Origin of the sequence: Haloarcula sp. S1AR25-4, from assembly GCF_031624555.1 — an archaeon.
Lineage (GTDB): Archaea > Halobacteriota > Halobacteria > Halobacteriales > Haloarculaceae > Haloarcula > Haloarcula pellucida.
The window spans coordinates 1,374,511-1,397,453 of sequence record NZ_JAMQOR010000001.1 but is presented as its reverse complement, the minus strand read 5'-3'; the positions used below and the strand labels follow the sequence as shown (position 1 = coordinate 1,397,453).

Annotated in this window: 23 protein-coding genes; 10 read left to right on the top strand and 13 right to left on the bottom strand. The window is 68.1% G+C overall.

Going from position 1 to position 22,943, the window contains the following annotated elements; all coding sequences use genetic code 11:
• Nucleotides 1–5: 5 nt before the first annotated feature.
• Nucleotides 6–656 (top strand): cob(I)yrinic acid a,c-diamide adenosyltransferase, encoded by a 651-nt coding sequence (locus NDI85_RS07315; protein ID WP_189001196.1) that lies wholly within the window; start codon nt 6–8, stop codon nt 654–656.
• An 11-nt stretch (nt 657–667) separates the two neighbouring features.
• Here the strand turns inward: NDI85_RS07315 and NDI85_RS07310 are convergent, their stop codons facing one another.
• Complete coding sequence (locus tag NDI85_RS07310) at nt 668–937, bottom strand: hypothetical protein (protein ID WP_310915381.1); 270 nt, start codon at nt 935–937, stop codon at nt 668–670.
• A gap of 76 nt (nt 938–1,013) precedes the next feature.
• On the opposite strand from NDI85_RS07310, the gene NDI85_RS07305 reads away from it, so the two are divergent.
• The 3 genes from NDI85_RS07305 to NDI85_RS07295 are packed head-to-tail and all read left to right on the top strand — an operon-like array spanning nt 1,014 to nt 3,844.
• Nucleotides 1,014–2,489 (top strand): cobyric acid synthase, encoded by a 1,476-nt coding sequence (locus NDI85_RS07305; protein WP_310915380.1) that lies wholly within the window; start codon nt 1,014–1,016, stop codon nt 2,487–2,489.
• Between the two features lie 57 nt (nt 2,490–2,546).
• Nucleotides 2,547–3,314, top strand: coding sequence for an AAA family ATPase (locus NDI85_RS07300; RefSeq protein ID WP_189001203.1), 768 nt, complete (start codon nt 2,547–2,549; stop codon nt 3,312–3,314).
• Nucleotides 3,311–3,844 carry a hypothetical protein gene (locus NDI85_RS07295; RefSeq protein WP_189001206.1) on the top strand — a complete coding sequence of 178 codons (534 nt, stop codon included), beginning with the start codon at nt 3,311–3,313 and terminating at the stop codon, nt 3,842–3,844. The genes NDI85_RS07300 and NDI85_RS07295 overlap by 4 nt, the downstream gene beginning before the upstream one ends.
• A gap of 9 nt (nt 3,845–3,853) precedes the next feature.
• On the opposite strand, the gene NDI85_RS07290 is transcribed toward NDI85_RS07295, so the two are convergent.
• The 6 genes from NDI85_RS07290 to NDI85_RS07265 all read right to left on the bottom strand — a co-directional run bounded on the left by NDI85_RS07290 (nt 3,854) and on the right by NDI85_RS07265 (nt 8,338).
• The gene (locus tag NDI85_RS07290; RefSeq protein WP_189001209.1) at nt 3,854–4,087 is read right to left on the bottom strand and encodes an HTH domain-containing protein; all 234 of its coding nucleotides are present in this window, start codon (nt 4,085–4,087) and stop codon (nt 3,854–3,856) included.
• Nucleotides 4,088–4,132: 45 nt separating this feature from the next.
• Entirely contained in the window at nt 4,133–5,566 is a 1,434-nt protein-coding gene (locus NDI85_RS07285; RefSeq protein ID WP_310915379.1) for a carotenoid oxygenase family protein, read from the bottom strand.
• A gap of 262 nt (nt 5,567–5,828) precedes the next feature.
• Nucleotides 5,829–6,623: a MarR family transcriptional regulator gene (locus NDI85_RS07280; RefSeq protein WP_310915378.1), complete on the bottom strand. Its 795-nt coding sequence runs from the start codon at nt 6,621–6,623 to the stop codon at nt 5,829–5,831.
• 56 nt (nt 6,624–6,679) lie between these two features.
• Nucleotides 6,680–7,201 carry a hypothetical protein gene (locus tag NDI85_RS07275; RefSeq protein ID WP_189001218.1) on the bottom strand — a complete coding sequence of 174 codons (522 nt, stop codon included), beginning with the start codon at nt 7,199–7,201 and terminating at the stop codon, nt 6,680–6,682.
• Entirely contained in the window at nt 7,198–7,602 is a 405-nt protein-coding gene (locus tag NDI85_RS07270; protein WP_310915377.1) for a hypothetical protein, read from the bottom strand. Before NDI85_RS07270 ends, NDI85_RS07275 begins: the two co-directional genes overlap by 4 nt.
• Nucleotides 7,595–8,338 (bottom strand): hypothetical protein, encoded by a 744-nt coding sequence (locus NDI85_RS07265; protein ID WP_189001224.1) that lies wholly within the window; start codon nt 8,336–8,338, stop codon nt 7,595–7,597. Before NDI85_RS07265 ends, NDI85_RS07270 begins: the two co-directional genes overlap by 8 nt.
• Here NDI85_RS07265 and NDI85_RS07260 point away from each other — a divergent pair.
• The gene (locus NDI85_RS07260) at nt 8,319–8,528 is read left to right on the top strand and encodes a hypothetical protein (protein WP_189001227.1); all 210 of its coding nucleotides are present in this window, start codon (nt 8,319–8,321) and stop codon (nt 8,526–8,528) included. The two genes, NDI85_RS07265 and NDI85_RS07260, sit on opposite strands and share 20 nt — an antisense overlap.
• Before the next feature lies 1 nt (nt 8,529).
• Here the strand turns inward: NDI85_RS07260 and NDI85_RS07255 are convergent, their stop codons facing one another.
• From NDI85_RS07255 to NDI85_RS07240, 4 genes are read right to left on the bottom strand one after another with little or no spacing between them, the layout of a single operon-like run.
• Nucleotides 8,530–8,973, bottom strand: coding sequence for a hypothetical protein (locus NDI85_RS07255; RefSeq protein ID WP_189001230.1), 444 nt, complete (start codon nt 8,971–8,973; stop codon nt 8,530–8,532).
• The gene (locus NDI85_RS07250; protein ID WP_310915376.1) at nt 8,966–9,712 is read right to left on the bottom strand and encodes a type IV pilin; all 747 of its coding nucleotides are present in this window, start codon (nt 9,710–9,712) and stop codon (nt 8,966–8,968) included. Before NDI85_RS07250 ends, NDI85_RS07255 begins: the two co-directional genes overlap by 8 nt.
• A complete protein-coding gene (locus NDI85_RS07245; protein ID WP_310915375.1) occupies nt 9,709–11,598 on the bottom strand; it encodes a type II secretion system F family protein in 1,890 nt (629 codons plus the stop codon). The genes NDI85_RS07250 and NDI85_RS07245 overlap by 4 nt, the downstream gene beginning before the upstream one ends.
• Nucleotides 11,588–13,804: a type II/IV secretion system ATPase subunit gene (locus NDI85_RS07240; protein WP_310915374.1), complete on the bottom strand. Its 2,217-nt coding sequence runs from the start codon at nt 13,802–13,804 to the stop codon at nt 11,588–11,590. The genes NDI85_RS07245 and NDI85_RS07240 overlap by 11 nt, the downstream gene beginning before the upstream one ends.
• A 155-nt stretch (nt 13,805–13,959) precedes the next feature.
• Between NDI85_RS07240 and NDI85_RS07235 the strand changes: the two genes are divergently transcribed.
• Both NDI85_RS07235 and NDI85_RS07230 read left to right on the top strand, forming a co-directional pair.
• Complete coding sequence (locus tag NDI85_RS07235) at nt 13,960–14,595, top strand: hypothetical protein (RefSeq protein ID WP_310915373.1); 636 nt, start codon at nt 13,960–13,962, stop codon at nt 14,593–14,595.
• Nucleotides 14,592–15,887, top strand: a complete 1,296-nt coding sequence (locus NDI85_RS07230) for a hypothetical protein (protein ID WP_310915372.1) — start codon at nt 14,592–14,594, stop codon at nt 15,885–15,887. Before NDI85_RS07235 ends, NDI85_RS07230 begins: the two co-directional genes overlap by 4 nt.
• Here the strand turns inward: NDI85_RS07230 and NDI85_RS07225 are convergent.
• Nucleotides 15,782–16,096, bottom strand: coding sequence for a fructose 1,6-bisphosphatase (locus NDI85_RS07225; RefSeq protein ID WP_310915371.1), 315 nt, complete (start codon nt 16,094–16,096; stop codon nt 15,782–15,784). The two genes, NDI85_RS07230 and NDI85_RS07225, sit on opposite strands and share 106 nt — an antisense overlap.
• Nucleotides 16,097–16,513: 417 nt before the next feature.
• Nucleotides 16,514–17,029, bottom strand: a complete 516-nt coding sequence (locus NDI85_RS07220; protein ID WP_189001250.1) for a GNAT family N-acetyltransferase — start codon at nt 17,027–17,029, stop codon at nt 16,514–16,516.
• 169 nt (nt 17,030–17,198) lie between these two features.
• On the opposite strand from NDI85_RS07220, the gene glmS reads away from it, so the two are divergent.
• The 3 genes from glmS (at nt 17,199) to NDI85_RS07205 (ending at nt 22,931) form a co-directional block, all read left to right on the top strand.
• Nucleotides 17,199–17,636 (top strand): methylaspartate mutase subunit S, encoded by a 438-nt coding sequence (gene glmS, locus NDI85_RS07215; RefSeq protein ID WP_310915370.1) that lies wholly within the window; start codon nt 17,199–17,201, stop codon nt 17,634–17,636.
• A gap of 480 nt (nt 17,637–18,116) precedes the next feature.
• Nucleotides 18,117–19,844 carry an L-lactate permease gene (locus NDI85_RS07210; RefSeq protein ID WP_310915369.1) on the top strand — a complete coding sequence of 576 codons (1,728 nt, stop codon included), beginning with the start codon at nt 18,117–18,119 and terminating at the stop codon, nt 19,842–19,844.
• A gap of 6 nt (nt 19,845–19,850) precedes the next feature.
• Nucleotides 19,851–22,931 carry an FAD-linked oxidase C-terminal domain-containing protein gene (locus NDI85_RS07205; protein WP_310915368.1) on the top strand — a complete coding sequence of 1,027 codons (3,081 nt, stop codon included), beginning with the start codon at nt 19,851–19,853 and terminating at the stop codon, nt 22,929–22,931.
• Nucleotides 22,932–22,943 lie beyond the last annotated feature (12 nt).

Below are 22,943 nucleotides of genomic sequence, written 5' to 3'. Positions count from 1 at the left end.
CGGGTATGAGCGACAACACCGCCGGTCCGACCGCCGAATCCATAACGCCGAGCGCGCCCGAGGAGTTCGGCCTCGTGCAAGTGTGGTGGGGCGACGGCAAGGGCAAGACCACGGCGGCGCTGGGGATGGCGACCCGCGCCGTCGGCCACGGCTACCGCGTCCACCTCCTCCAGTTCATGAAGGGCGGCACCGGCACCGTCGAGGACGTTCGCGGCGAGTACAACGCTATCGCCGCCCTGCCGGGGTTCTCCTACGAGAACGCCGGCCACTACGGTTGGCACGGCTTCATGGACGGCAGCGACGACGGCGAACACGAGGCTCGCGCACAGGGCGCACTCGCTCGCGCCCGGGAGATCCTCGACGCCAGCGGCGAGGCCGACCTCTCCGAACCGCTCGACCCCGAGGGACCGCCCGAAGATGGCGTCAATATGCTCGTCGTAGACGAGATTCTGTACGCCGCCAATCGCGGCCTCGTCGACCCGGCGGACGTCGTCTCGCTCGTCGAGGCCAAACCAGACGACGTGGAACTCGTCCTCACCGGGGGCCACGAGCGCCCCGAGTACGTCTTCGAACGCGCCGACCTCGTCACCGAAGTCGGGAAAGTGAAACACCCGCTTGAGGCCGGCCACCCGGCGCGGAAAGGCACCGAGTACTGACGGTCGGCCGGCTACGACTCCGAGCGCAACTCCTCGAGGTGGACCCGTGCCGCCGCGATGTGGTCGTCGGCTATCTCGTCGCCGGTCTCCGCGACGTTGTCAAGCAACTCGGCGATCGTCGCTAGCCGGCGCTCCCGAACCGCCGGGTCGAGGTCCCCCTCTACCACGTCCCGCGCGACGGCCTCCGCCTCGCCCAGCCAGCGACTCGCGGTGCGCTCGACGGGGAGCTCGCCGGTCGCGGCGAGGTGGTCGTACACCGCACGCACTCGGTCGTCGGTCACGCCGTCGGCTTCGACCGGCGACCGGAAAAGCCCGCCGACGAACCACTCATTGTCGTGGGGGCCCGAGAACCGGTCGATGGCCGATACCGTCCTCGTCGCCGGCACTGCTTCACACGTGGGAAAGAGTACGGTTGCGGCCGGTCTCTGTCGCCTGTTGGCCGATCGCGGCGTCTCCGTCGCGCCGTTCAAGGCCCAGAACATGAGCACGAACGCGCGAGCGACGCCCGGCGGGGAAGTCGGCGTCTCCCAGTACGTGCAGGCCCGCGCCGCCCGCGTCCCGGCGACGACGGACCACAACCCCGTCTTGCTCAAGCCCAGCGGCGACGGCGAGTCCCAGTTGATTCTCGACGGCGAGGCAGTCGCGAACGTCGCCGCGGGCGAGTACTACGAGAGTCACTGGGAGATGGCCCTCGACGCCGCCCGCGAGGCCCACGCGCGACTCGCCGCCGACCACGACGTCGTCGTCGCCGAGGGGGCCGGCTCTATCGCCGAAATCAACCTCCACGACCGCGACCTCGCGAACGTGGAGACGGCCCGCTTCGCCGACGCGGACATTCTGCTGGTGGCCGACATCGAACGCGGCGGCGTGTTCGCCTCGCTCGTCGGGACGCTCGAACTCGTCCCCGAGGACGTACGCGAGCGAGTCGTCGGCGCCGTCGTTACGAAGTTCCGGGGCGACCGCTCGCTGCTCGACCCCGGCCTCGACGCGTTCGAGGACCGTACCGGCGTCCCGGTCCTCGGTGTCCTCCCCTACGACGACCCGGGCCTGCCCGAGGAGGACAGCGTCGCCCTGCCACCCGTCGGCAAGCGGTCGGTCCGGGGTGCCGACGACGGCGTCCCCGACGACCGGAGCGTCACCGTCGCGGTGCCGCGACTCCCGCACATCTCGAACTTCACGGACCTCCAGCCCCTCGCCGCCGAACCCGGCGTCCGGGTCGCCTACGTCCCGCTTTCTGATTCGCTTGCCGACGCCGACGCGGTGGTCCTGCCGGGGAGCAAGAACACCGTCGACGACCTGCTGGCGCTTCGAGCGGCCGGCTTCGGCGACGCGCTCGCGGCCTTCGACGGACCGGTCGTGGGCCTCTGTGGTGGGTACCAGATGCTCGGCGAGGTGATTCTGAACGCGGCTATCGAAGGCTCCGGGGGGCAGGAGCGCGTCGACGGGTTCGGCGTCCTCCCGGTCCGGACCACCTTCTCGGCGGAGAAGACGGTCGAACACGTCACGCGGGAACTGGACGGCGCTGGCCCGCTGGACGGCGCAGCGGGGACCGTCGAGGGCTACGAGATCCACATGGGGGACTCCGAACCGACGACCGACGTGGCCCGTCCGTTCGGCGGGGGCGGCGCGGCCACGACCACCGCCGTCGGGACGTACCTCCACGACCTCTTCGTGAACGACTGCGCACGCGATGCCTTCGTGAGAAACACGTTCGAAACGGTCGGAAACGACTCTCCAGACGGCTCCGAGGTAGCCCGGCCCGACCCGTACGACCGAGCGGCGACGCTCGTCGGGTCCCACGTCGACCACGGGCCGCTGCCGGTCGAGTGGTAGTTTTTTCACCACGCGCTTCCACGAACTTTATATGCGAGCGAGCGGGCAGTAGGGAGCATGGTCGAAGTGTTCGCGGTCGCCAGTGGCAAGGGGGGGACTGGTAAGACCACGAGTACGGTCGCACTGGGGATGGCGCTCGCCGAGCGCTACGACGTGACCGTCGTCGACGCCGACACCGGGATGGCGAACCTGCTCTTTCACGCCGGCCTCTCTGAGGCGGAGACGACACTCCACGACGTACTGGCCGACGACGCCGCCGTCGCCGACGCGGCCTACGAGCGCTTCGGGATGACCGTCATCCCCTGCGGGACGAGTCTCGACGGGTTCCGGGACGCCGACCCGACGCGCCTGCGGGACGTGGTCGCGACGCTCGCGGCCGATACGGACGTCATCCTGCTGGACTCCCCGCCGGCGCTCGATAGCCGGGCGGCCGTCCTGCCGGTGGTGATGGCCGACCGCATCGTGGTGGTCCTCCAGCCGACGATTCCCGCCATCTCGGACGGCCTGAAAGTACAGGAGTACGCCACGTCCTACGGCACTGGCATCGCTGGCCTCCTGTTCAACAAGGTCCGGGAGGACGAACGCATCGACGACGTCACAGCGAAGACCGAACGCTACTTCGACGGCCCGACGCTCGCCGCCGTCCCGGAGACTGAACGGGCCCGCGAGGCCCGCCGGGCCGGCAGACCGCTCCTCGCTCACGCACCCGACTGTGCGGCCGCGACAGCGTACCACCGCGCGGCCGACGCGCTCTCGGTCGATCACGGAGAGTCCGGCGACGTCGCCGACCGGTTCCGCAGCGCGGTCATCCCGGAGACGCCATGAAGCTACCCCGCGGAACGCTCCGGAAGTCCCGCGTGGTGAGCGATCCACGCGAGACGCTCGCGGACGTCCTCGACCGGACGGTGACCGGCTACGCCGTCTTCGAGTCACAGGAGACGCTCTTGCTCGATGCCGACGGGCGCGGCGTCGTCACCTTCGAGGACGGTGTCCCGGTGCTGGCCTACCACACTGGCACCGACCGCGGCGGGCCGAGGGCGCTGGCCGACCTCGCCGTCCCCGGCCCGTACCACGTCTCCGTGTTCGAACTCGATACGGCGGACCTCGCCACCGCCCACGAGGCGGCGGAACTTCGGGTCCCCCCGGGGATGCCCGCCGAACGACTCGCAGGCGACCCGGCACTGGCAGACAGTACGCGGCGTGCGGCCCCGGACGACCGGACGCCGACGACGGCCCAGACGGCAGACGACCACAGTGCTGTCGAGGCGTTCCTGGAGAACGAGGAGAAGATAGCGGCGATTCGAGAACAGGCCCGCGAGGAGGCGCGCGCCCGAGCGGACGAGTGGGACTTCTGACCTGCGGCGTCAGTCAGTCCGGACCGGAATCCACCAGACGCGCGAGCGGCCGCCGACCTTTTTGCTCGTGATGTCCGTGTCCGATTCGAGACTGTGGAGTTTGTTCAACGCGGTGCGGCGGGAACAGCCGAGTCGGTCGGCGACTTCCGACGCAGTCAGGGGTTCGGCGTAGTCGCCCCGGTCTTTGAACACTTCGATGACGTCCGATTCGGTGTACTGGACCTCACGTCCGGGCGGTGACATAGACGAGAGAACGGCTGCCGGGTACTTAATTGTCGCCCGGGACAGTCACGCCATACTCCGCGTGGGAGCGTCGTCGGCGTAGAACTGGCCGTGGAACCCGTAGGGCACGCGATGCGGGAGCGGCGCACGGGCCAGTTCTGACATGGTCGCCGCGTCCAGTACGAGGAGGAACGACCGGTCACGCCTGCCGTCTAACACCAGACTCAGCACGACGCCGTCGTCCTCACTCCGGGCGTCGGGCCGCCGGACGAACATCGGTTCGCCCGGATACGTCTCCGGTTCGGACCACGCGACCGCTTTGCCGTCGGGAACCGACACCTTCGCCACCCGAGTGGGGAGGCTGGCCCCGCTCTTCGAACTCGTCTCGGCGACGTAGACGTAGTCGTAGGGCCGGCCGAGACGGCGAGGGTAGTCGACGACGGGGAACTCCAGTTGGCCCTCGCGAACGGTCTCGAACGTGGCCCGGCCACCGTTCAGTGGGAGTCGGTAGCGCCGGAGGTCTCCCTGTGGTACCGAGGGTGACTCGCTCCGGAGGTTCGCCAGTACGAGGTCGGTCACCGCTCGCTCGTCGGGATAGGCGACGAGGTCCACGACCAAGTCGTCGCCGTCGCGGAACGCGTTGGCGTGGTGGTAGACGAACATCGGGTCCGCCTCGACCCGCGCGACCACTGCCCCGGTCTCGCGGTCCACGACGACGAACTCGCCGACCCGGTCGAACCGCTCGAACGCGTCGAGAAGCGTCTGTCGCGTCGCGGTCCCGACGAGCAACGCGGTGCGGTCCAGTCCGAACGGCATCGACGGGATCACGGCGAACCGCTCGGTCAGGGCGAACGAGTGGACGTACGGGGCGTCGTCGAACGTGAGGCTCGCCGTCGTCTCGACGGTGGTGTCGTCCCGTCGGAACAGCGTGTAGGTCGTCTCGAGTCCGTAACTGACGCCGAGGTTCACCAGCGTCTCGCGTGCCGGGTCGTAGTGTGGGTGGCCCAGCGTCAGGTCGGCGTCGACACCGTCGGTCAGGTCGATTCGACCCGTCGTCGCGAGCGTCTCGGGGTCGACGGTCAGCGCAACGGCCGACTCGGTGACCGCCGCCAGTTCGTCGCCGAATCTGGCGACGCCGATGACCGGGTTGTCCGGGAACTCACTGGCGAGGGCCTGCCAAACGCGGGTCCAGACGGGACGGTCTGGCGGCGTACCGGGGAACGGCGTTCTGACCCGGCCGCGGTCCTGCGCGAACTCGAAGTCCCGACTCCGGACGAAGCGGTTGGTGTAGACGACCCCGTCGTCGATGCGGAACCCGCGCAGCATCGCCAGCGGGTCGAACCAGTGTCGAAGCGCCGTCTCACCGACTTCGAACTGTCCCGGGCCGTTCTGGACGTACCGGCCGGTGAGCCACGCCGGCAGGTCGCCTTCCACGGGGAGACGCTCGCCGAGGACTTCCTCGCGCTGTGTCTCGAAGCCAATGCTATGCGTGGGACCCACACACGCTTTACGGACGCGTCGGTCAAGAACGTGCGGACGATGCCTGCAAAGCCGGTGATTTCTGCGCGGTGTTACAGGGGCTGTAACATATATCAGCGGATAAGTATAGAACGTATCCCCCCGGAAAACTCGATGGGGAGAACCCCTCCACCTCATGTGGGCGCTCACGCTGGTGTCCGTGGTGCGCTCACGTTTGCGATTCCGCTTCGGCCTTCCCCCCGCTGACGTCAGTTAGGGTTGCACTCCATCAACTGGCGTCTTTTCAAGAGTAAACCGCCGAGAGCGGTTTTGCTCGGTCTCGATGTCGTTCGAACACCCCAGTTGCCCAGTCGACGACTTCCGCACCGCCCGTCTCCAGCAACGCCCTGATGTTGTTGTGTTCGTCGTAGGCCGCCAGACAACAGCGACTCGCCCCGTCGACGACGAGGCCGAACATGAGCGGGTCCTCGTGGATGTATATCGAAATCCGGTCGTGATCCAGCCCGCGTTCGAGCGCCTCTCCGTACTCCTGTTCGGACCGTTCGAGGACCGTCTGGTCGATGACGAACTCGATAGACGTACCCGAGGCCAGCAACTCCGCACCGACTTCGTTGAACGGCTGTGCGACGATCGGCGAGACCGCGCGGACGTCGCCGTCGACCGCCCGGAACCACTCGGTGAACCGATTGACCGCGGCCAGCGGGTTTCCGTCCGACCCGACGGTCAGTCGCCCGCTCTCTAGGGCCTCGGTCGGTAGGTCGTCGTCGATGGTGTCGAGGTGGGTCGCCAGCGGCCCGAAATCACGTGCCCGCTCAATCTCGGAGAGGAGCGACTGGTACTGCTCGCAGACGCGCCGGCCAGTCACCGTCGGCCGATACTCGCCGTCGCGTTTCACCACCCACTGCCGCTCTCGGAACCCCGCTAAGATGCGCTGAATCGTCGTCCGCGTGGCGTCGACCTCGTCACAGAGTTCACAGGGACGGGCGGACGATTCACACAGCGAGGACAGCACGCCGTAGCGTTGTGGCGAGCCGGTGAGGAACTGGACGTCCTCGAAATCTTCAGTACCTGGTTGCATACCCGTTGTTCGTTCATTGTTGGCCTGCATTGTTAGTGAATCGGTCGGCTCACTGGTCAGTGACCCATCGAATCGACCACCACGGTGATAGTCGTTTCTCCTCGCTCCGTGGTCGTGGTCACGTCGACGGCGACGCCGAGGACGTGCGTGCGGTCGGTCCGGTTCTGGACGACGACGCCGCGGTCGGCGACGCAGTCCCCGAACTGACGGTCCGGTCCGCTCGGACAACTGGCGTCGGCCCACGCGGTCGCGACGCTCGCGTTGTACGCTATCGCAGTGACGGTTCCGCGTTCGATGCGGTCGGTTCGGAGACGCGCCAGCGTCGGTCGCAACTCGTCGCGGACGGACGTGACTGCGACGGTGCGACGGGCCCACGAGTAGTCGCCGGGAACGTCACTGCTCGTCGTCGCGACGGCCCGGTCGAGCACTCGGAGCGTCTCCGCCGTCGGGTCGCCGTACTCGGCCGTCGCGCGCACGTCGTCGTGATACCCCAGTTGCAGGTACGCGAGGACGACGGGCGCGAGAGCCACGGCGACCAGCGCCGCGGCGACGAGCACCAGTTGGCCGCGCCGTCTCACGCGTACCACACCTCGATTCGGACGGTCCCGGACCCGGTCGAGACTGTCGCCGTCCCCGTCGTCACCTGTCCGGGAACCGGCGTTCCGACCGACCCGTGTGGCGTCTCGACGTGGAACAGGACGTTCTCGGGGAGGATACGCGCGACGCGTCGGTCGAGTGCGTGCCGCTCACGCTCGAAGGCGCGTTCGCTGACGACGACCTCCTGTAGCCGAGTCGTCCTGTCGTGGCGCGGCGGTTCGGTCGCCAGTATCGTCGCGGTGTCCTCGGCGTAAGCCTCCAGTTGCGGGACCCGCGTGTCCGGCGCGGGCGTCCCGAGCGCGAACCCGAGTGCGACGCCCAGAATCAGGACGGCACCGAGCGCTACCTCAACGAGCGACAGCGGCAGTTGCGCCCTACGCATCGACGGTCACCGCCAGCGTGGCCTTGGTCGTCCGCGGGGCGTCGTAGGTGATCCGGACGCTCCCGTCCGGTAACTGCCCCGCCGTCTGGAACTGCAGTTGCGTCGTCTCGTAGGTCGGCAGGTCGACGGCGAAGGTCCCTCGAAGCCCACTCCCGTTGTGCAGCAGGACTCTGTCGTTCGCCCTGACGGTCCAGACGCTCGTTCCGGGCGGTGGGGTGATGGTTACCGTCGCGTTCTCGGCCCGGCGTGGGAGCGTGACGCTCGTCCCGTTCGGTTCGACCGTCGCTCGCGTCCGTCGCTCGACGAGGACGAGTCGGCGGATGGTGGTCCCATCTACCGTGTCACCGGTGGCCGCCAGTCGGGTACCGTCGAGTTCGACGGCGACGGCGTACTCACTGGCCGGCGGTGCTGTTCGGCGCAGCGCCGCCGCGTCGAACGACGCGACCCGGGACTGACTCAGGACGTTCGCGCGATCGGTCAGGGGTCCGTCGGCGTCGACCAACAGGTCGGCCGTCGCCGCCGCGACCCGGCGCTCGTCCGGTGTCCGGTCCGCGCTGGTGATGGCCGAATCGGCCATCGCGAGTCCCAGCGCGGTGACGACGGTCAGGAGCACGAGGGCGATGCCGACCGCTGGGAGGGTCGTCTGTGCGCGTCGCGGCGACGGCTTCGATTCGCGTCCCGATGCCGTTTTGACGCTGGCGAGTCCTTTCGCGGCCGTGCAGACCCTCGATCCCATGGACCTCCTGTTCGTCGGCGGGTTCGTGGCGGTGCTCTGTCTGGGTATCGCCGGTCTCGTCACCGTCGCCGCACCGGCGGGACTACCGGCGTTCGTATCGGCCCTCCGGGGGGCGTTCGTGCTGTTTGGCGCGGCGTTCCTCGCGCTGGGTGTCCTCGGGGCCGTCGCCGTGGCCCTCGTCGGCGACTGACTCATGCTTCCTCCAACCGGACCGTGACGGTCCCGTTCCCGCCACCGACGGTCACAACCGTCTCCTCGCCACTGTGCCACGTCCCGGAGAGTGCGGTCACGCGGTCGGATAGGACCGGTCGAGTCCGGCCACCGACACCCTCCTCCGGGTGAACGAGGACTAACGCACCGCCGTCGGTCCGTATCTCGTAGGCCACCCCTTCGATAGTCGCCGGCAGGTCGACGCGATACGTCGCGGTCACCGACCGACCCGATGGCGGGACGGCCTGTTCGATACGTGCGGTTGCCTCCGCGAGGGTTCGCTCGCCGAGTTCCGCACCGACCGCGCTCCGATAGGCCGGTACGGCCCCGCCGTACAGCGTCGTGGTCAGGAGCGCGACGTACAGCAAGACGATGCCGATCGAGAGCACCTTCTCGACGACGGTGCTCAGGCCGCGGTTATCCACTTGCTACCTCCGTGTGCATCTCGTGGACGACCAGATGGAGCGTCTGCTGGCCGTCGACGTTCGCGACGACGCTCGGGACGCCGTCGCCGTCGATGTCCCTGACGCTGGTTCGCGCGCCGACCCGCCGGAAGTACCGCACCAGCGGGCCGGGAGTCGCCGTTTCGACTGCGATGCCGTAGTCGGCGCTAGCGAGTCGTTCGTGGTCGTGGGTCACGTTCGTCCGGAGGAGTGCGGTCACACCGCCGGTTCCGCTCACCGTCGCCCCGCTCTCGTTCAGCGTCGGGACGCCGAGGACGAGCGTGCTGTTGTCCCGCGTGACCGTTAGTGATGGCTCCCGTACCTGCCACGCGTTGCCGGGGTTCCCCCGAACGACGCTGCCGCCCACGAAGGCAACCCGGCTCGGGCCAGAGGTGTACACCACTCCACCGATCTCGATGTGCCTCTGAACGCCGCTGGGCGTTAGTATCCGGAGGTCACGGGAGACAGTCGTCAACCGTCCGTCACTGAACCGAACGCGGACTCGGTTCGGACCCGTTCCTTCGACCGGTCGCAGTCCCTCCGCCAGCGCGCTCGCGACGCGGGCCTCGTCGGCCGTCGCCGTCTGGCCGTCGACGACACTACCGACGACGGCAGTGAGGCTGCCGAGTGCGACGGCAGTGATCCCGAGCAAGAGGACGACGCCGACGACGTGTGACTGCGCGCGGGTGGTCGCTCCCTGCTCGCGGCCGTCTCGACTCACAGGAGTCCCACCCCCGCGAACACGACGTAGGCGGCGAGTACCAGTGCGCTTGAGTGCAACAGCGCCTCGTAGAACCCGCGGCTGGCGGTACCGGCGAACCAGCCACAGGCGAGCATCGTCGCCTGCGTGACGACGTAAAAGCGGTAGCGCTCTCGCTCGGGGTCGATGACCGACGGGTCGAAGGCGACCGTCTGTCCGCTGGCGACCGACGATAGCTGCGCGAACTCCGAGAGGACGTAGACGTTGACGGCGACGGTGATACCGACGACGAGCAGCGCCGTCGTCCAGCCGACGGCGACGTACACGATGAGTGCGGCCCGGAGCGACTTGCGCTGGTGGTACAGTTTACCGATTTCGGTCTGGAGCGTCTCGAAGACGTCCTCGGCGTCACTCCCGGCGTCGAGGGCGCCGACGACCAGCCCGATCGTCTGCTCGGCCATCGGCGTGCCGACCCGGTCGACGAACTGGTCTAGGGCCGCTGCTCGCCGGTCGTCGGCCGCCTCCGTCGGACTGTCGCCCAGCGAGAGCGTAAACGCCAGCGACTCCACGTCTTCGGCGAGCGCGCCGAGTTGCACGTCGTCGGCGACGCGACGGACGGATTCGGGGAACGGCCGACCGAGCGCGACGTGACCGGCGACGGCGTGGACGAAGTCCTGTATCTCGCGGTCCTTCGCGTCGTCCCGTCGCGCCCGGCGGACGGCGACGGCGCCGACCGGGAGGCCGACGCCGACGTACGAGAGAAGCAGGACGTTGACGGGTCGGTAGCCGAGCAGCCAGCACCCGACGGCGAGGACGCCGCCCGCAGGCAGGCAGACTGTGAGGGTACTGGCGGGATTCGACGGTATCGTTCGAAGCGTCGCGAGTACTCCGCTCGGTCGCTCGTAACTCGGTGCGGAAGTGTTCCGTGGCCGGAGGGTCGTGACGACGAACGACGCGAGCAGCCCCGTCGCGAGGACGAACGCCGCACTCCCGTAGACGATGCCGCTGCGGACCGACACCGCACCGACGGGCGTCGCGACCGGTCGGGACAGGCCCGGTGCGAGCACGCCCATCACCGTCACGATGAGGACGACGAGCGCCGGGACGACCAGCAGGACGACGAACAGTTCCGCGAGCAGTTCGAGGTAGCCGGTCGCTCGCTCGTGCCGACGGCTCTGCTCGTGTGAGAGCAATCGGCCCTCCATCTCCAGATACCCCTCCAGCGCGTCGGCGCTCTGGTTCGCGTGTTCGCGGAACTTCAGGAGAAACGGCGCGAGCAGGTCGCGGGAGGGCGTCTCACTCGCCACTCGTTCGAGGCCGGCGTCCAAGCTCCCGGTCAGCGTACCGTGGTTGAGCGCCCGGCGGAAGGCGACGGCCGTCTCGCCGTACGCGTTCTGCTGAGCGACGGCCCGCAGCATCGCCCGTCGGTCGTGAGTCCCCGACGCGAGTACGCGGAGGTACCGCACTGCACCGGGCAGCGTCGCCGCGATGTCGGCCCGGCGCGCCGCCGCGACCCACGCGAGATAGCGGTTCCCGGCCACGAATACGAGCGACCGGAGGCCGACGCCGGCGAGGAGAGCCACCGACAGCGCCACGGCGACCCGCGGGGCCGTCGGGAGCGTGAGTCTGTCGAGGACTGGGAGGCTTCGAGCGAGCAGTGACACCGCACGATCGAAGGTTCCGGCCGGCAGTGCCAGCGCCACCGTCCCGGTCACGAACGTGCCGGTGACGAGCGCGAACCACGCGAGGCCGTACACGCGGGCGACGTAGAGGTCGAACCCGGTGTCGGGATTGGCAGCCCGATAGCGCTCTCTGGTGGTCGCGTGTCCCTCGTCGTTGGCGTGATGAGCAAAGAGCGCGTACAGCCCTCTGTCGAGCAGTCCGAGCGTCGGGCCGTCAGTCGCCATCTTCACCGACCTCTATGTGCAACGGGTCCGCCGTCGCTTCCGTTCGGCGGAGGCGTTCGACCGTCGCGGCCTCGTTCGTCTCTAAGTCCGCGAGGACGCCGAACAACTCGGTGAAGTCCGTGACACCCTCTCGGACGAGATACTGGACGTAGCGGTGGCGGCGGTGGAACGTCTCTTCGACGGCTTCGACCGGTTCGTCGCGAAGCGTAGCGAGGCGGTCGAAGACGTCGGTCCCGACCCGTCGATGGTCGTCGCCCAACTGTGGGTGGTCGTAGGCCAGTTCGAACGTGCCGTCACGGCCACGACGGCAGAGCGTGTTGTAGTGAATCGTCTCGCCGTCTTTCTCGATGGTCTCACAGCGGTCGTGGATTGGATCGTCGACGAACTCGACCACCTCGCCGACGTAGCGGTCCCCGCCGACGTGGCGCGGGAAGACGACGAGATCTATCTCCTCCAGCAGATACGTCGGGACGCCCTTCTCGATGACGCGGTTCACGAGTGTCTCGATGTCCGCGGCGTGGGTCGTCCCGAGGACGCCGTGGCCGGTGTTGAGCGTCTCCGCGAACGTCTCGAAGGAGGCCGGCGTGTTTATCTCGGCGATGACCTCCACGTCGGGGTTCAGGTAGTTACACTGCGTCATGAGGTCCGCCATCGTCACGCGGCGGTGGTCTCGCTCGTGGTCGCGGGTCGTCAGTGACACCCCCGTCTCGTGTGGAATCCGCACCTCGCGCGACCCCTCGTCGATGCTGATGGGACGGTCCCGATACGGGATGAACGGCATGTGGGCGTTCAGGAGCGTCGTCTTGCCCGCGCCGGTTGGCCCCGAGAAGAGGACGACGCCGTGGGACTCGTACAGCAGCCACAGGAGTGCGACCAGTTCCGTCGGCAGCGAGTCTCGTTCGACGAGGTCGACCGGCGTCATCGCGTCGGCGGACTGCTTCCGAATCGAGATGTGTGGCCCGTCCTCGCTGATGGTGGGAAGTGCCACTGCACACCGGATGGTCTCCTCGCTGTCGTGGACGCCGCCCTCGGGGTCGATGTTCACCTTCGCGCTCGGGTTCGAAGCGTTGAGTTCGGTACCGTCGTCGGCGGCCAGTTGCGTGACGACGTTGACGAACGCGCTCTCCGAGTCGAACGAGAGGTTCGTCGGAACCCGGCCGTCGTGGCCGAGGTCCGTTCGCGGGAGGACCTTCACCCGTTCGCCGACGCGGTTGGCCTCGATATCTTCGAGCGTGTGGTCTCGGATGGGGATGGTGAGTTTCCCGTGACCGACGAGATCGCGGAGGACGTAGTAAAGCAGGTCGTCCAGTCTGTCGTCGGCGAAGCGGCGGTCGACGGGCGGCACCGCGAGGTCCAGTTCGGAGAGCGCTGCTCGGACCCGATAGCGTGCGGCATCTAGCCACTCGGTCGTGTTGCGCACTGTCAACTGGCGGGCCAACAGCGAACTGGCGCGGTCGCGAACGAACGCGACGCTGTCCTCGACGAGACCGTCGACGCTCGTCTCCCAGACGCGCTCTTTGCACGCCTCGATGAGTTCCTCGTCGCCGGGCAGCAGGTCCGGTTCCCGGACGGCGTACTTCGTCGTGAACGGGTCGCTCCCGAGCAGGTGTTCGCGGTAGACGACCACCGGCACCTCGAACTCGTGGAACCGAACGGTGTGTCGGCCGACGCGTTCGCTGGCGAAGCGGTCGATGTAGTCCGGGTCCGCTCCGAGGCCGGTCTCGACGGGTGCGTAGTCCTCGGTGTGGACCACGACGCCGTCGTCGGTCACGTCGGCGACGTCGATGCGGTCGTCGAGTGCGTACGGCGTCAACTCGCCGAGACACGCCAGCGAACACAGCGCGTGATAGGCGATGCGCCGCCGGGTCGCCGGCGAGCAATCGACCAGTCGATCGATGACGCGGCGGTGTTTCGGGTCGAAGCCGCTGTCCATCCGTTCGACGGCACCTTCGCGCGTGCGCGGTCGCTCGATGTTCGCGCCGTCGAAGTACGACTTGACGGTCGTCAGCATCTCGGTCGCGTCTGGTCCGAGGACCGGTTCGCGGACTTCGTACTGGAACCTGTCGTCTCGCCGGACGGTGACGACGACGCCCGGGTAAATCTCGTCCTGCTCGCGGACGCCCGGCGCGTACCACGCGTCGGCGTCGTCCGGTGGTACCGGTGCGGGCACTGCTGCCGTTCCACCCTGTCTCCCCACTCCACTCATTACCACTGTCTGGATTCTCTCTATAACTTAAATTATGGGTTCGAGATGCGATATGAATCGGGGCCGGCACGAGCTAACGTTCTGTCCGGCCACCGAACGCCCGGAGACGAGGCGATGACACAAAGCGTTTATCGCTCCGCTAACTGCTGTCTGCCATGCCCTGGTCCCGTAGACGCATCCTCACTGCCCTCTCCAGCGGTGTCGCTGCCGGCCTCGCAGGCTGCGAGACCGGTGACAGTCCCGCACCCCCGCCCACCGACGAAGACGACGACCGACTCGTCGATGAGTACGACTCGGTCCACGTCCGGAACACGGACGGCGCGGTCCTATACACCACGCTAGACACGATTCCGACCGATACCGAAGACGCGCAACGCCTGCTCCGCGGGAGTGACCACCTCGTCACCCGAGCGTCGTTCGAGGAGGCGACATTCGGGTCCGTCCCCGAAGCCCGCGAGTTACGTTCGTTCGTGGCCGAGACGGATTTCGAGACCCATTCCATCTACTTGTTCACGACCGCGGTCGACGCCTGCCACGAGATTCACATCACGTCGATGGAGCGTGACTCGGACGGCGACCCGCACGGCAACTTCTGTCAGGCACGCAGGCCCGCCGACGTCACCTGTTCGACCGACGACACGGACTCGGTGGCTATCGCCGTCAGACTGCCGTTCAGCGCCGAGCGGTCGTCCGGGCTTGGCACGGGGATGGCCAGTTACTGCCGACGGCCCGACGACCCGGTCGCGTTCAGGGCCGAAGTCACTCCCCGGAACGGGAGTGATGGCTCGTGAGACGGCGCGACCTGCTTGCGGCCTGTGGCGTCGGGCTGACTGGGTTGGCCGGGTGTTCGTCGATGCCGTGGACGAACGAGGACGAGGGTCCGGACGTGGACACGGCGGCGCTGGCCGCGGACCTCGACCCGGTGGCGTTCCCGGCGACGCCGTTCCCCAGCGACACCCTCGAAGCCTGCGTGACGCGACACCGCGAGCGCGCCGAGACGTTGCTCGACCGGGTGCCGTCGGACCCCTCGATACCGAACGAGGCGGTCCGACAGGAACTCGACCACGTCCGGCCCGACCCCGAGGAGCGGCCGCCGGAGTCCCTGCCGGACGGCGAGTGGGCGCTGGACTGGCTCGACGACTGGCAGGACTACCGGGCCGACGCGGCGACGGCCGAGGCCGCCTATCGGGCGGCGACGGGCACCGACGACGCGGGGGCGCTCGCGACCCGCCGACGCGAGATTCGCGGTACCATCGGCGACCTGTGGGCGACCCAGGCCTACCGCGCCCCGGACCCGCTCACGGCTGCCGTCGTCCACGCGCCGCTGGAAGATATGGTCGACACCGCGCGTCGACTCGTCCAGCCGCGAGAGACGTACCCGTCGGATCCGGTCGCAGCGCCGTTCAGAGCCGGTGAGGTCGTCCACTCCGTCGAGCGAGCCGATGCGGTCGTGGCGGACGTGCGACGGATTCGCGATGAGATAGTCGACGGCGATACGTCGCCCCACGCTGGGGCTCTCGGTACCGCCACGCAACGACTTCGGTGGTCGCTCTCGGAGACGGCCGACGGACTCCACCCGTACGTCGAAGAGGGGGAGGAGGCGTTCGGCCGCGAACTGAGCGGTGCCGACCGAGCACTGGTCACGGAGTCGACCCGGCCGTTTCGGTATCTCTGGGAGGAGGTCCGCGAGTTACACGACGACGACCAGTACGCGCTGGCCGTCGTCGAGACGGGCCGCGCGCTCGTCGCGGCCGAAGTCCTTCGGGCCATCGTCACGGGTGTCAGGAACCGCGAGTACCCCGAGGAGGTGACCGCATCGCTCGTTCGGCAGGCCGCGGCAGACGCACGGACGGCGGTTCGCGGCGTACTGGACCAGTCACAGTCGCCACTGACCGTCGCACTCCTGCACCCGGCGCTGGACAGACAGCGCGGGACGGTTCGAGAGATGGCAGAGGGATACCACGACGGTGCCGACGCCTACGCGGCGTTCACGCGCATCGCGATGTACGCACGCGGCGTCCCCGAAGCGACGACGTTCGTGGCCGGCCGACTCGACGAGGCCAGCGAGGATGGGGACGGGTGAGGCGGCCCAGCGACGGGGTGCGGCGGTTCTCGAAGCCCCGGTCCGCCCCGCCTCAGTCGTCGGTCGCCGACGGTGAACACGAAGTAGTCGTCGAGGAACGCCCCCTCGTCCGCCAGCACGTCTTCGACCGCTGCGACCAGTTCGACCGTTGGCCGCCAGTGGCCGGCGTTGCTCCCGACGTCAGCTTTGATGACGGATACTGTTCGCATAGTCCCTCACCAGAAGCCACGGCGGTGACGCACAAAAATATAATACAAGCAACATTAACTACGGGCCCAGTTGCATCTTGTTCGATGCCGGCCCGCCGTGTCGAGGCCGCCGCCAGAGCAAAGTGTGCTGCGTGCTAACAATGATGTGCGGCATGTTTCCTCGCACCGCCCGGACAGACAGGTCGGCGTTCGAGCGCGTCCGTGACGCGATTCTCAATCGCGGCGACCCGGACGAGGACGAGTCACCGACGGGACCCGGCGCTCCAACGCCGGGGTAGCCGCAGTCGGCCGTCGGTTTTTCGGGCCACTGGTTCGTCCGGTCACCCCTCGGATTCGTCTATAGTAACAATTGAAACGATTCACATACCGACCGCACCGCCGTCGTGCGGTCGGGTGTGCATTGATTTTCAATGGCTACTATAGTTCGCGCGTATAGACGGCCTCCTCGCGCCGTTCGCCACCGATGGTGACGGTCCTCGTCGCCGTCTGCTCGAAGCCGAGTTTCCCGAAGAACACCCGGCTGGCGTCGTTGTCGGCCAGGTCCAGCGCGCGGACGCGCTCGACGCCCTGCTCGGTGAATATCTCCCTGAGTCGCTCGTAGAGCCGCGTCCCGACCCGTTTGCGGTGTCGGGTCGGGTCGACGTACAACCGGAGGATGGTCCCGACCGGCCCGTAGACGACACCCTGTGCGAAGCCGACGACCTGTTCGTCGTCGCGTGCGACCAGCATCGTCGCCTCGACGTCGAGGTCGCTGGCGGGAATGTCGTCGGCCCAGCCGTGGAGCGCGCTCCCGACCGGCCCCGCGTACCACTCTTCGATAGTCTCGTCGATGACGTCGGGGTCGAGGCTGTCGTAGGCGTCGTGCCACGCACGACGGGCGACACGGCGGATTCCGTCGGCGTCGGAGTCGAGGGCGTGTCGTATCTGAATCATCGTCGTCGGTGGTCTGTCGGGGCCATCGCGACCACGCCTCGCTGTACTCGGCACACTGTTGGCCGCAACTGAGGGACGCCCCGAACCTAAGCCCACCTCTTTTGACGCCGTGCTAACTATCATGGTCTTTCATTAACTTTATCGTGCTGGCGCGTTTTGGTGAGCGTACATGACGACAGTCATCCTCGGTGTCATCGGGTCCGACGCGCACGTCGTCGGTATCACCATCCTCGAACGGGCCTTCGCCGCGGCCGGGTTCGAGGTCGTCAACCTCGGCGTCCAGACCTCCCAGACGGAGTTCGTGGCGGCGGCCGACGCGCGGGATGCCGAGGCCATTCTCGTCTCCTCGCTGTACGGTCACGCAAAGCAGGACTGCAAGGGGTTCCACGAGCAGGTCGACGCCGCAGGGCTGGACGTCACGACGTACATCGGCGGCAACCTCGCCGTCGGACAGAACGACTTCGACGAGACGCGAGCGACGTTCGAGGCGATGGGGTTTGACCGCGTCTTCGACTCCGAGACCGACCCCGAGGAGGCCATCGAGGCGCTACGGGCCGACCTCGGCCACCGGATGCCCGAGTCCGAACGCGTCCGTGTCGACGCCTGAGCCCTCGGCCTGTCCTCGCTGTCGTCTGCGTGGCGACCCGGAAACGCGTCTTGAGCGACGACGCCACTGCAGTCGGGGACAGGCCGTCGTGGCCGCCGACCGGTTTCGACATCGTGACCCGGTTCAGCCTACTGATTACAGTTGTGTGTAACACGGCTGAACCGCCGGTAGCGCGGTGTTTGCAGTCAACTGCACTCCGCCCAACCGGTACACACAACTGTATCGAACGGGGGATTCGCACCCGAATATTACACTAAAAAGTTCGAGAAACATTCTATCAAAATCGGTTTCGGCACCTTTAGCACTCACTGAGTCCGTTTGATAGACACTCGAACCCGCTGAACGGTAGTTGGTTATAAATAGTGCACAACGGGATGGCTCGGCTATGCCAGTTCCACCGGCATACCCACACGCACAGACGTACCGTCACGGGCGGAGACACGGCCCGGTATCCCACCGTCGGGGAGGTGACGACTGAGGATGGCGACACCGACACAGATCGGCTTGGCAGTCCTGCCGCTCGCGACCATCGCGTTCCTGATGATCGGGCGCTACTGGTCGGCCACGCGTGCGATGCCGGTCGCGTGGGTGGTCGCCCTCGCCGTCGGCTTCTTCGGCTGGGGGATGTCGCCCCGCTGGATCGCCGCCGCGTCGATAAACGGCGCGATAACCGCCTCGAACATCCTGTACATCGTCTTCGGGGCGATACTGGTGTTGTACACGCTCAAGCAGACGGGCGCGTTCGACGTCATCAATCGGGGGTTCACCTCCATCAGCGACGACCGACGCGTACAGGTCGTCCTGCTCGTGTTCCTGATGGGGTCGTTCATCGAAGCCGCGGCCGGATTCGGGACGCCGGCGGCCGTCGTCGGCCCGCTTCTGGTCGGTCTCGGCTTCCCGCCGCTGGCGGCCGTCGTCGTCGCGCTGACGGGCAACCTGATGGCCATCACGTTCGGTGCCGTCGGGACGCCGCTCATCATCGGCCTGCAGGACATCTTCAGCTCGACCGAGTCCATCCAGTCGACCGTCGCGGCACAGGGGATGACCATCCCCGAGTGGGTCGCACAGATAGCCGTCTGGGCGGCCACCTACCACGTCATCGTCGGCGCGCTGCTGCCCTTTATCGGCGTCGCGATGATGACCCGGTTCTTCGGCGAGGAGCGGTCCGTCAAGCCGGCGCTGGAGGTCCTGCCGCTGACCCTGTTCGCGTGGGCCTCCTTCTCCGTGCCGTACTGGCTGACCGCGTACTTCCTCGGCCCGACCTTCCCGGGCCTGTTCGGTGCGATGGGCGGGATGCTCATCACCGTCGGCGCTCTCAAGGCGGGCTACTTCCACCCCGACGAGGAGTGGGACTTCGCCCCCGAGGAGCAGTGGCCCGAACACTGGGTCGGCGACATCGCCCCCGGCGAGTCCGCGACCGGGCGCAGCGGTACCGTCGCCGCCGACGGCGGCCAGGTCGCAACGCCCACCCAGTCGATGTCGCTGGTCCGCGCGTGGACGCCCTACGCAGTGCTGGCCGGCCTGCTGGTCGTCACCCGCGTCATCGACCCCGTGACGAACTTCGTCACGTCGACGCTGGTGCTGGAGTGGGGGTCCATCCTCGGCACGTCGATGGGCAATAGCTTCGCCGTGTTGTACCTCCCCGGTGCGGTCTTTATCGCCGTCCACCTGCTGACCATCCCGCTCCACGGGATGGAGGGCGAGGAGGTCAAGGCCGCCTGGCTGGAGACCGTCGAGAAGGTCACGCCCGCGGTGCTGGCGCTGGTCTTCGCCGTTGCGACCGTCCAGATAATGATCCAGTCCGGCGAGACGGCCGGCATCGACAGCATGCTGGTCGTCCTCTCGGAGGCGACGGCCAACACCGCCGGCGTCGTCTACCCGTTCTTCGCCGCGCTGGTGGGCGCCTTCGGGGCGTTCCTGGCCGGATCGAACACGGTCAGCGACATCCTCTTTGGCACCTTCCAGTACAACGTCGCCGCCGACCTCGGGGTCTCCCGGACCGTCCTCGTCGGCGCGCAGGCGGTCGGCGGGGCCATCGGCAACCTCATCGCGGTCCACAACGTCGTGGCCGCGCTGGCGGTCGTCGGCCTCGTCGGCGAGGAGGGGCGCGTCATCAGACTCGAACTCATCCCGCTGGCCTACTATGCGGTGATGACGGGCATCCTCTCGCTCCTGTTCGTCTACGTCGTCGCACCGGGAACGTTCTGACCCGTCATGTCGAGACACGACTCACCCGACGAATCCGACGCGAGGCCCGCCGCGGACCCGCGGGCCGACTACGACCACGCCGCAAGCGGTGGGTCCGACGCCGGCCTCGCGTCGGCGCTGGCAGACCGGGTCGACGGCGACGTCCGGTTCGACGAGTACTCGCGGGAACTGTACGCCACCGACGCGAGCATCTACGAGGTGCCGCCCATCGGTGTCGTCTTCCCGCAGTCGACGGCCGACGTGGCGGCCGTCGTCGAGTACTGCGCCGACGAGGACGTGCCGGTCCTGCCCCGCGGCGGCGGGACGAGTCTGGCCGGCCAGACGGTCAACGAGGCCGTCGTCCTCGACTTCACGCGCCACATGGACGCGCTCGGACCCGTCGCCCCGGACACGAAACGGGCCACCGCACAGGTCGGGACGACCCTCGGCGACCTCAACGCCGCACTCGCGCCCCACGACCTGAAGTTCGCGCCCGACCCCGCGTGGGGCGAGAAGTCCGCGCTGGGCGGCGCTATCGGCAACAACACCACCGGTGCGCACTCGCTCCAGTACGGCAAGACCGACCACTACGTCGAGGAGTGTGAGGTCGTCCTCGCGGACGGGACCGTGACGACCTTCGGCGAGGTGCCGGTCGACGACCTCCGGGACCGGGCCGCCGACGCCGACGGCCTCGAACGCCGCATCTACGCGGCGGTCGCGGACGTCCTCGACGACCACCGCGACGAGATAGCGGCGGCTTACCCCGACCTCAAGCGCAACGTCTCGGGGTACAACCTCGACCGACTCGTCGCCGAAGCCGAAGGGGAGTACGGTGACCCGGGGACCGTCAACCTCGCCAGCCTGCTGGCCGGCAGCGAGGGGACGCTGGCTATCGTCACCGAGGCGACCGTCGCGCTCGAACCCGTCCCCGAGACGAAGGCGATGGCGCTGCTGTGCTACGACGACCTCGTCGACGCGATGGCCGACGTCGCGCCCATCCTCGAACACGACCCCGCGGCCGTCGAGGTGTTGGACGACACGATGCTGAACCTCGCGCGCGACACCGCGGAGTTCGCCGACGTGGCGGCCATGCTGCCCGACGGGACGCGCGCCACGCTCGTCGTCGAGTTCTACGCGGCGGACGACGACGCGGGCCATCGGGCGGTCGACCGGTTGTTGGCCGACCGTCTGGACGGCACCGCGGCGGTGGCCGACGCGCCGCGCACCGCCGTCGACGCGCTCGAAGCCCACGACGACGCCGAGCGCGAGCGGTTCTGGAAGCTCCGGAAGTCGGGGCTCCCCATCCTGCTCAGCCGCACGAGCGACGCGAAACACGTCGCGTTCATCGAGGACACGGCGGTCCCGCCCGAGAACCTGCCCGAGTACGTCGCGGCGTTCCAGCAGGTGCTCGCGGACCACGACACGTTCGCGTCGTTCTACGCCCACGCCGGGCCGGGCGTGCTCCACATCCGCCCGCTCGTGAACACCAAGTCCGTCGACGGCGTCGAGCAGATGGTGTCTATCGCCGACGCCGTCACCGACCTCGTCGTCGAGTACGGGGGGTCGGTCTCCGGCGAACACGGCGACGGCCGCGCCCGGACCTGCTGGAACGAGAAGCTCTACGGCACGGACGTCTGGGACGTGTTCCGCGACCTGAAGACGGCGTTCGACCCCGACTGGCTCCTCAATCCGGGACAGGTCGTCGGTGTCGACGCGGCGGCCGTTGAGGCGGGCGAGGCCCCGCCGCGGGCCGAGACGGTCGACATGGCCACGCGGCTCCGGTTCGACCCCGACTACGAGTTCGACCAGACGCTGACGCCGACGCTGGACTGGACCGACGAGAACGGGATGCAGGGGATGGTCGAACTCTGTCACGGCTGTGGTGGCTGTCGCGGCCCGCAGGAGACCACTGGCGGCGTGATGTGTCCGACCTACCGGGCGGCCGACGAGGAGATTACCGCCACCCGCGGCCGGGCGAACATGCTCCGGCAGGCGATGAGCGGCGACCTGCCCGACGACCCCACCGACGAGGCGTTCGTCTCCGAAGTCATGGACCTCTGTATCGGCTGTAAGGGCTGTGCCCACGACTGCCCGAGCGGGGTCGACATGGCGAAGCTCAAGGCCGAGGTAACCCACGCTTACCACCAGAAACACGGCGTGACCCTCCGCGACCGGGTGTTCGCCAACGTCGACACGCTGTTCGCGCTCGGGAGCCGCGTCGCGCCGGTCGCGAACGCGCTCTCGTCGCTCCCCGGCGCCGACCGGCTACTCGAAGCTACCGTCGGCATCGCTCGCGAACGGGACACGCCGACGCTCCACCGGGAGACGTTCGTCGACTGGTTCGAGGGTCGTGAGCCGACCGTCTCGGCGGCCGACGCCGCACGCTCGGTCGTCCTGTTCCCGGACGCGTACACGAACTACGCCCACCCCGATGTCGGGAAGGCGGCCGTTCGCGTCCTGGAAGCGGCCGACGTCCACGTGACGGTCCTCGCAGACCACACCGACAGCGGCCGGCCCGCGTATTCCAAGGGGATGCTCGACCACGCGCGGGAGACGGCCGAGACGAACGTCGAGGCCCTCGTCGACCACGTCCAGGCCGGTCGAGACGTGGTGTTCGTCGAACCCTCCGACGCCGTCATGGCCCAGTACGACTACCCGGACCTGCTGGGCCACGACGACGAGCAGGTCGCGACGGTGGCGACGAACACCTACGGGTTCTGTGAGTATCTGGACCGCCACGACCTCGACCGACGCGTCGACTGGGCCGACGTGGACCGGTCGCTGACCTACCACGGCCACTGCCATCAGAAGGCGACGAAGAAGGACCACCACGCCGTCGGCGTCCTGCGCAGGGCGGGCTACGCCGTCGACCCGCTGGATTCGGGGTGTTGCGGGATGGCCGGCAGTTTCGGCTACGAGGCCGAACACTACTCGATGAGTCGGGCCATCGGCGACATCCTCTTCGAGCAGGTCGACGACAGCGACGGGGAGCAGGTGGTCGCGCCGGGGACCTCCTGCCGGACGCAGTTGGGCGACCGGGGCGAGGACCCAGAACCGCCGCACCCGGCCGAGACGCTCGCCGCAGCACTGCCGGACGACCGACCGTGATTCAGACTACCA

Coding starts and splice junctions, on each gene's coding strand:
- NDI85_RS07315 (WP_189001196.1), top strand. CDS start 6: ATGAGCGACAACACCGCCGGTCCGACCGCCGAATCCATAACGCCGAGC.
- NDI85_RS07305 (WP_310915380.1), top strand. CDS start 1,014: ATGGCCGATACCGTCCTCGTCGCCGGCACTGCTTCACACGTGGGAAAG.
- NDI85_RS07300 (WP_189001203.1), top strand. CDS start 2,547: ATGGTCGAAGTGTTCGCGGTCGCCAGTGGCAAGGGGGGGACTGGTAAG.
- NDI85_RS07295 (WP_189001206.1), top strand. CDS start 3,311: ATGAAGCTACCCCGCGGAACGCTCCGGAAGTCCCGCGTGGTGAGCGAT.
- NDI85_RS07290 (WP_189001209.1), bottom strand. CDS start 4,087: ATGTCACCGCCCGGACGTGAGGTCCAGTACACCGAATCGGACGTCATC.
- NDI85_RS07280 (WP_310915378.1), bottom strand. CDS start 6,623: ATGCAACCAGGTACTGAAGATTTCGAGGACGTCCAGTTCCTCACCGGC.
- NDI85_RS07270 (WP_310915377.1), bottom strand. CDS start 7,602: ATGCGTAGGGCGCAACTGCCGCTGTCGCTCGTTGAGGTAGCGCTCGGT.
- NDI85_RS07265 (WP_189001224.1), bottom strand. CDS start 8,338: ATGGGATCGAGGGTCTGCACGGCCGCGAAAGGACTCGCCAGCGTCAAA.
- NDI85_RS07245 (WP_310915375.1), bottom strand. CDS start 11,598: ATGGCGACTGACGGCCCGACGCTCGGACTGCTCGACAGAGGGCTGTAC.
- NDI85_RS07240 (WP_310915374.1), bottom strand. CDS start 13,804: ATGAGTGGAGTGGGGAGACAGGGTGGAACGGCAGCAGTGCCCGCACCG.
- NDI85_RS07235 (WP_310915373.1), top strand. CDS start 13,960: ATGCCCTGGTCCCGTAGACGCATCCTCACTGCCCTCTCCAGCGGTGTC.
- NDI85_RS07225 (WP_310915371.1), bottom strand. CDS start 16,096: ATGCGAACAGTATCCGTCATCAAAGCTGACGTCGGGAGCAACGCCGGC.
- NDI85_RS07220 (WP_189001250.1), bottom strand. CDS start 17,029: ATGATTCAGATACGACACGCCCTCGACTCCGACGCCGACGGAATCCGC.
- glmS (WP_310915370.1), top strand. CDS start 17,199: ATGACGACAGTCATCCTCGGTGTCATCGGGTCCGACGCGCACGTCGTC.
- NDI85_RS07210 (WP_310915369.1), top strand. CDS start 18,117: ATGGCGACACCGACACAGATCGGCTTGGCAGTCCTGCCGCTCGCGACC.
- NDI85_RS07205 (WP_310915368.1), top strand. CDS start 19,851: ATGTCGAGACACGACTCACCCGACGAATCCGACGCGAGGCCCGCCGCG.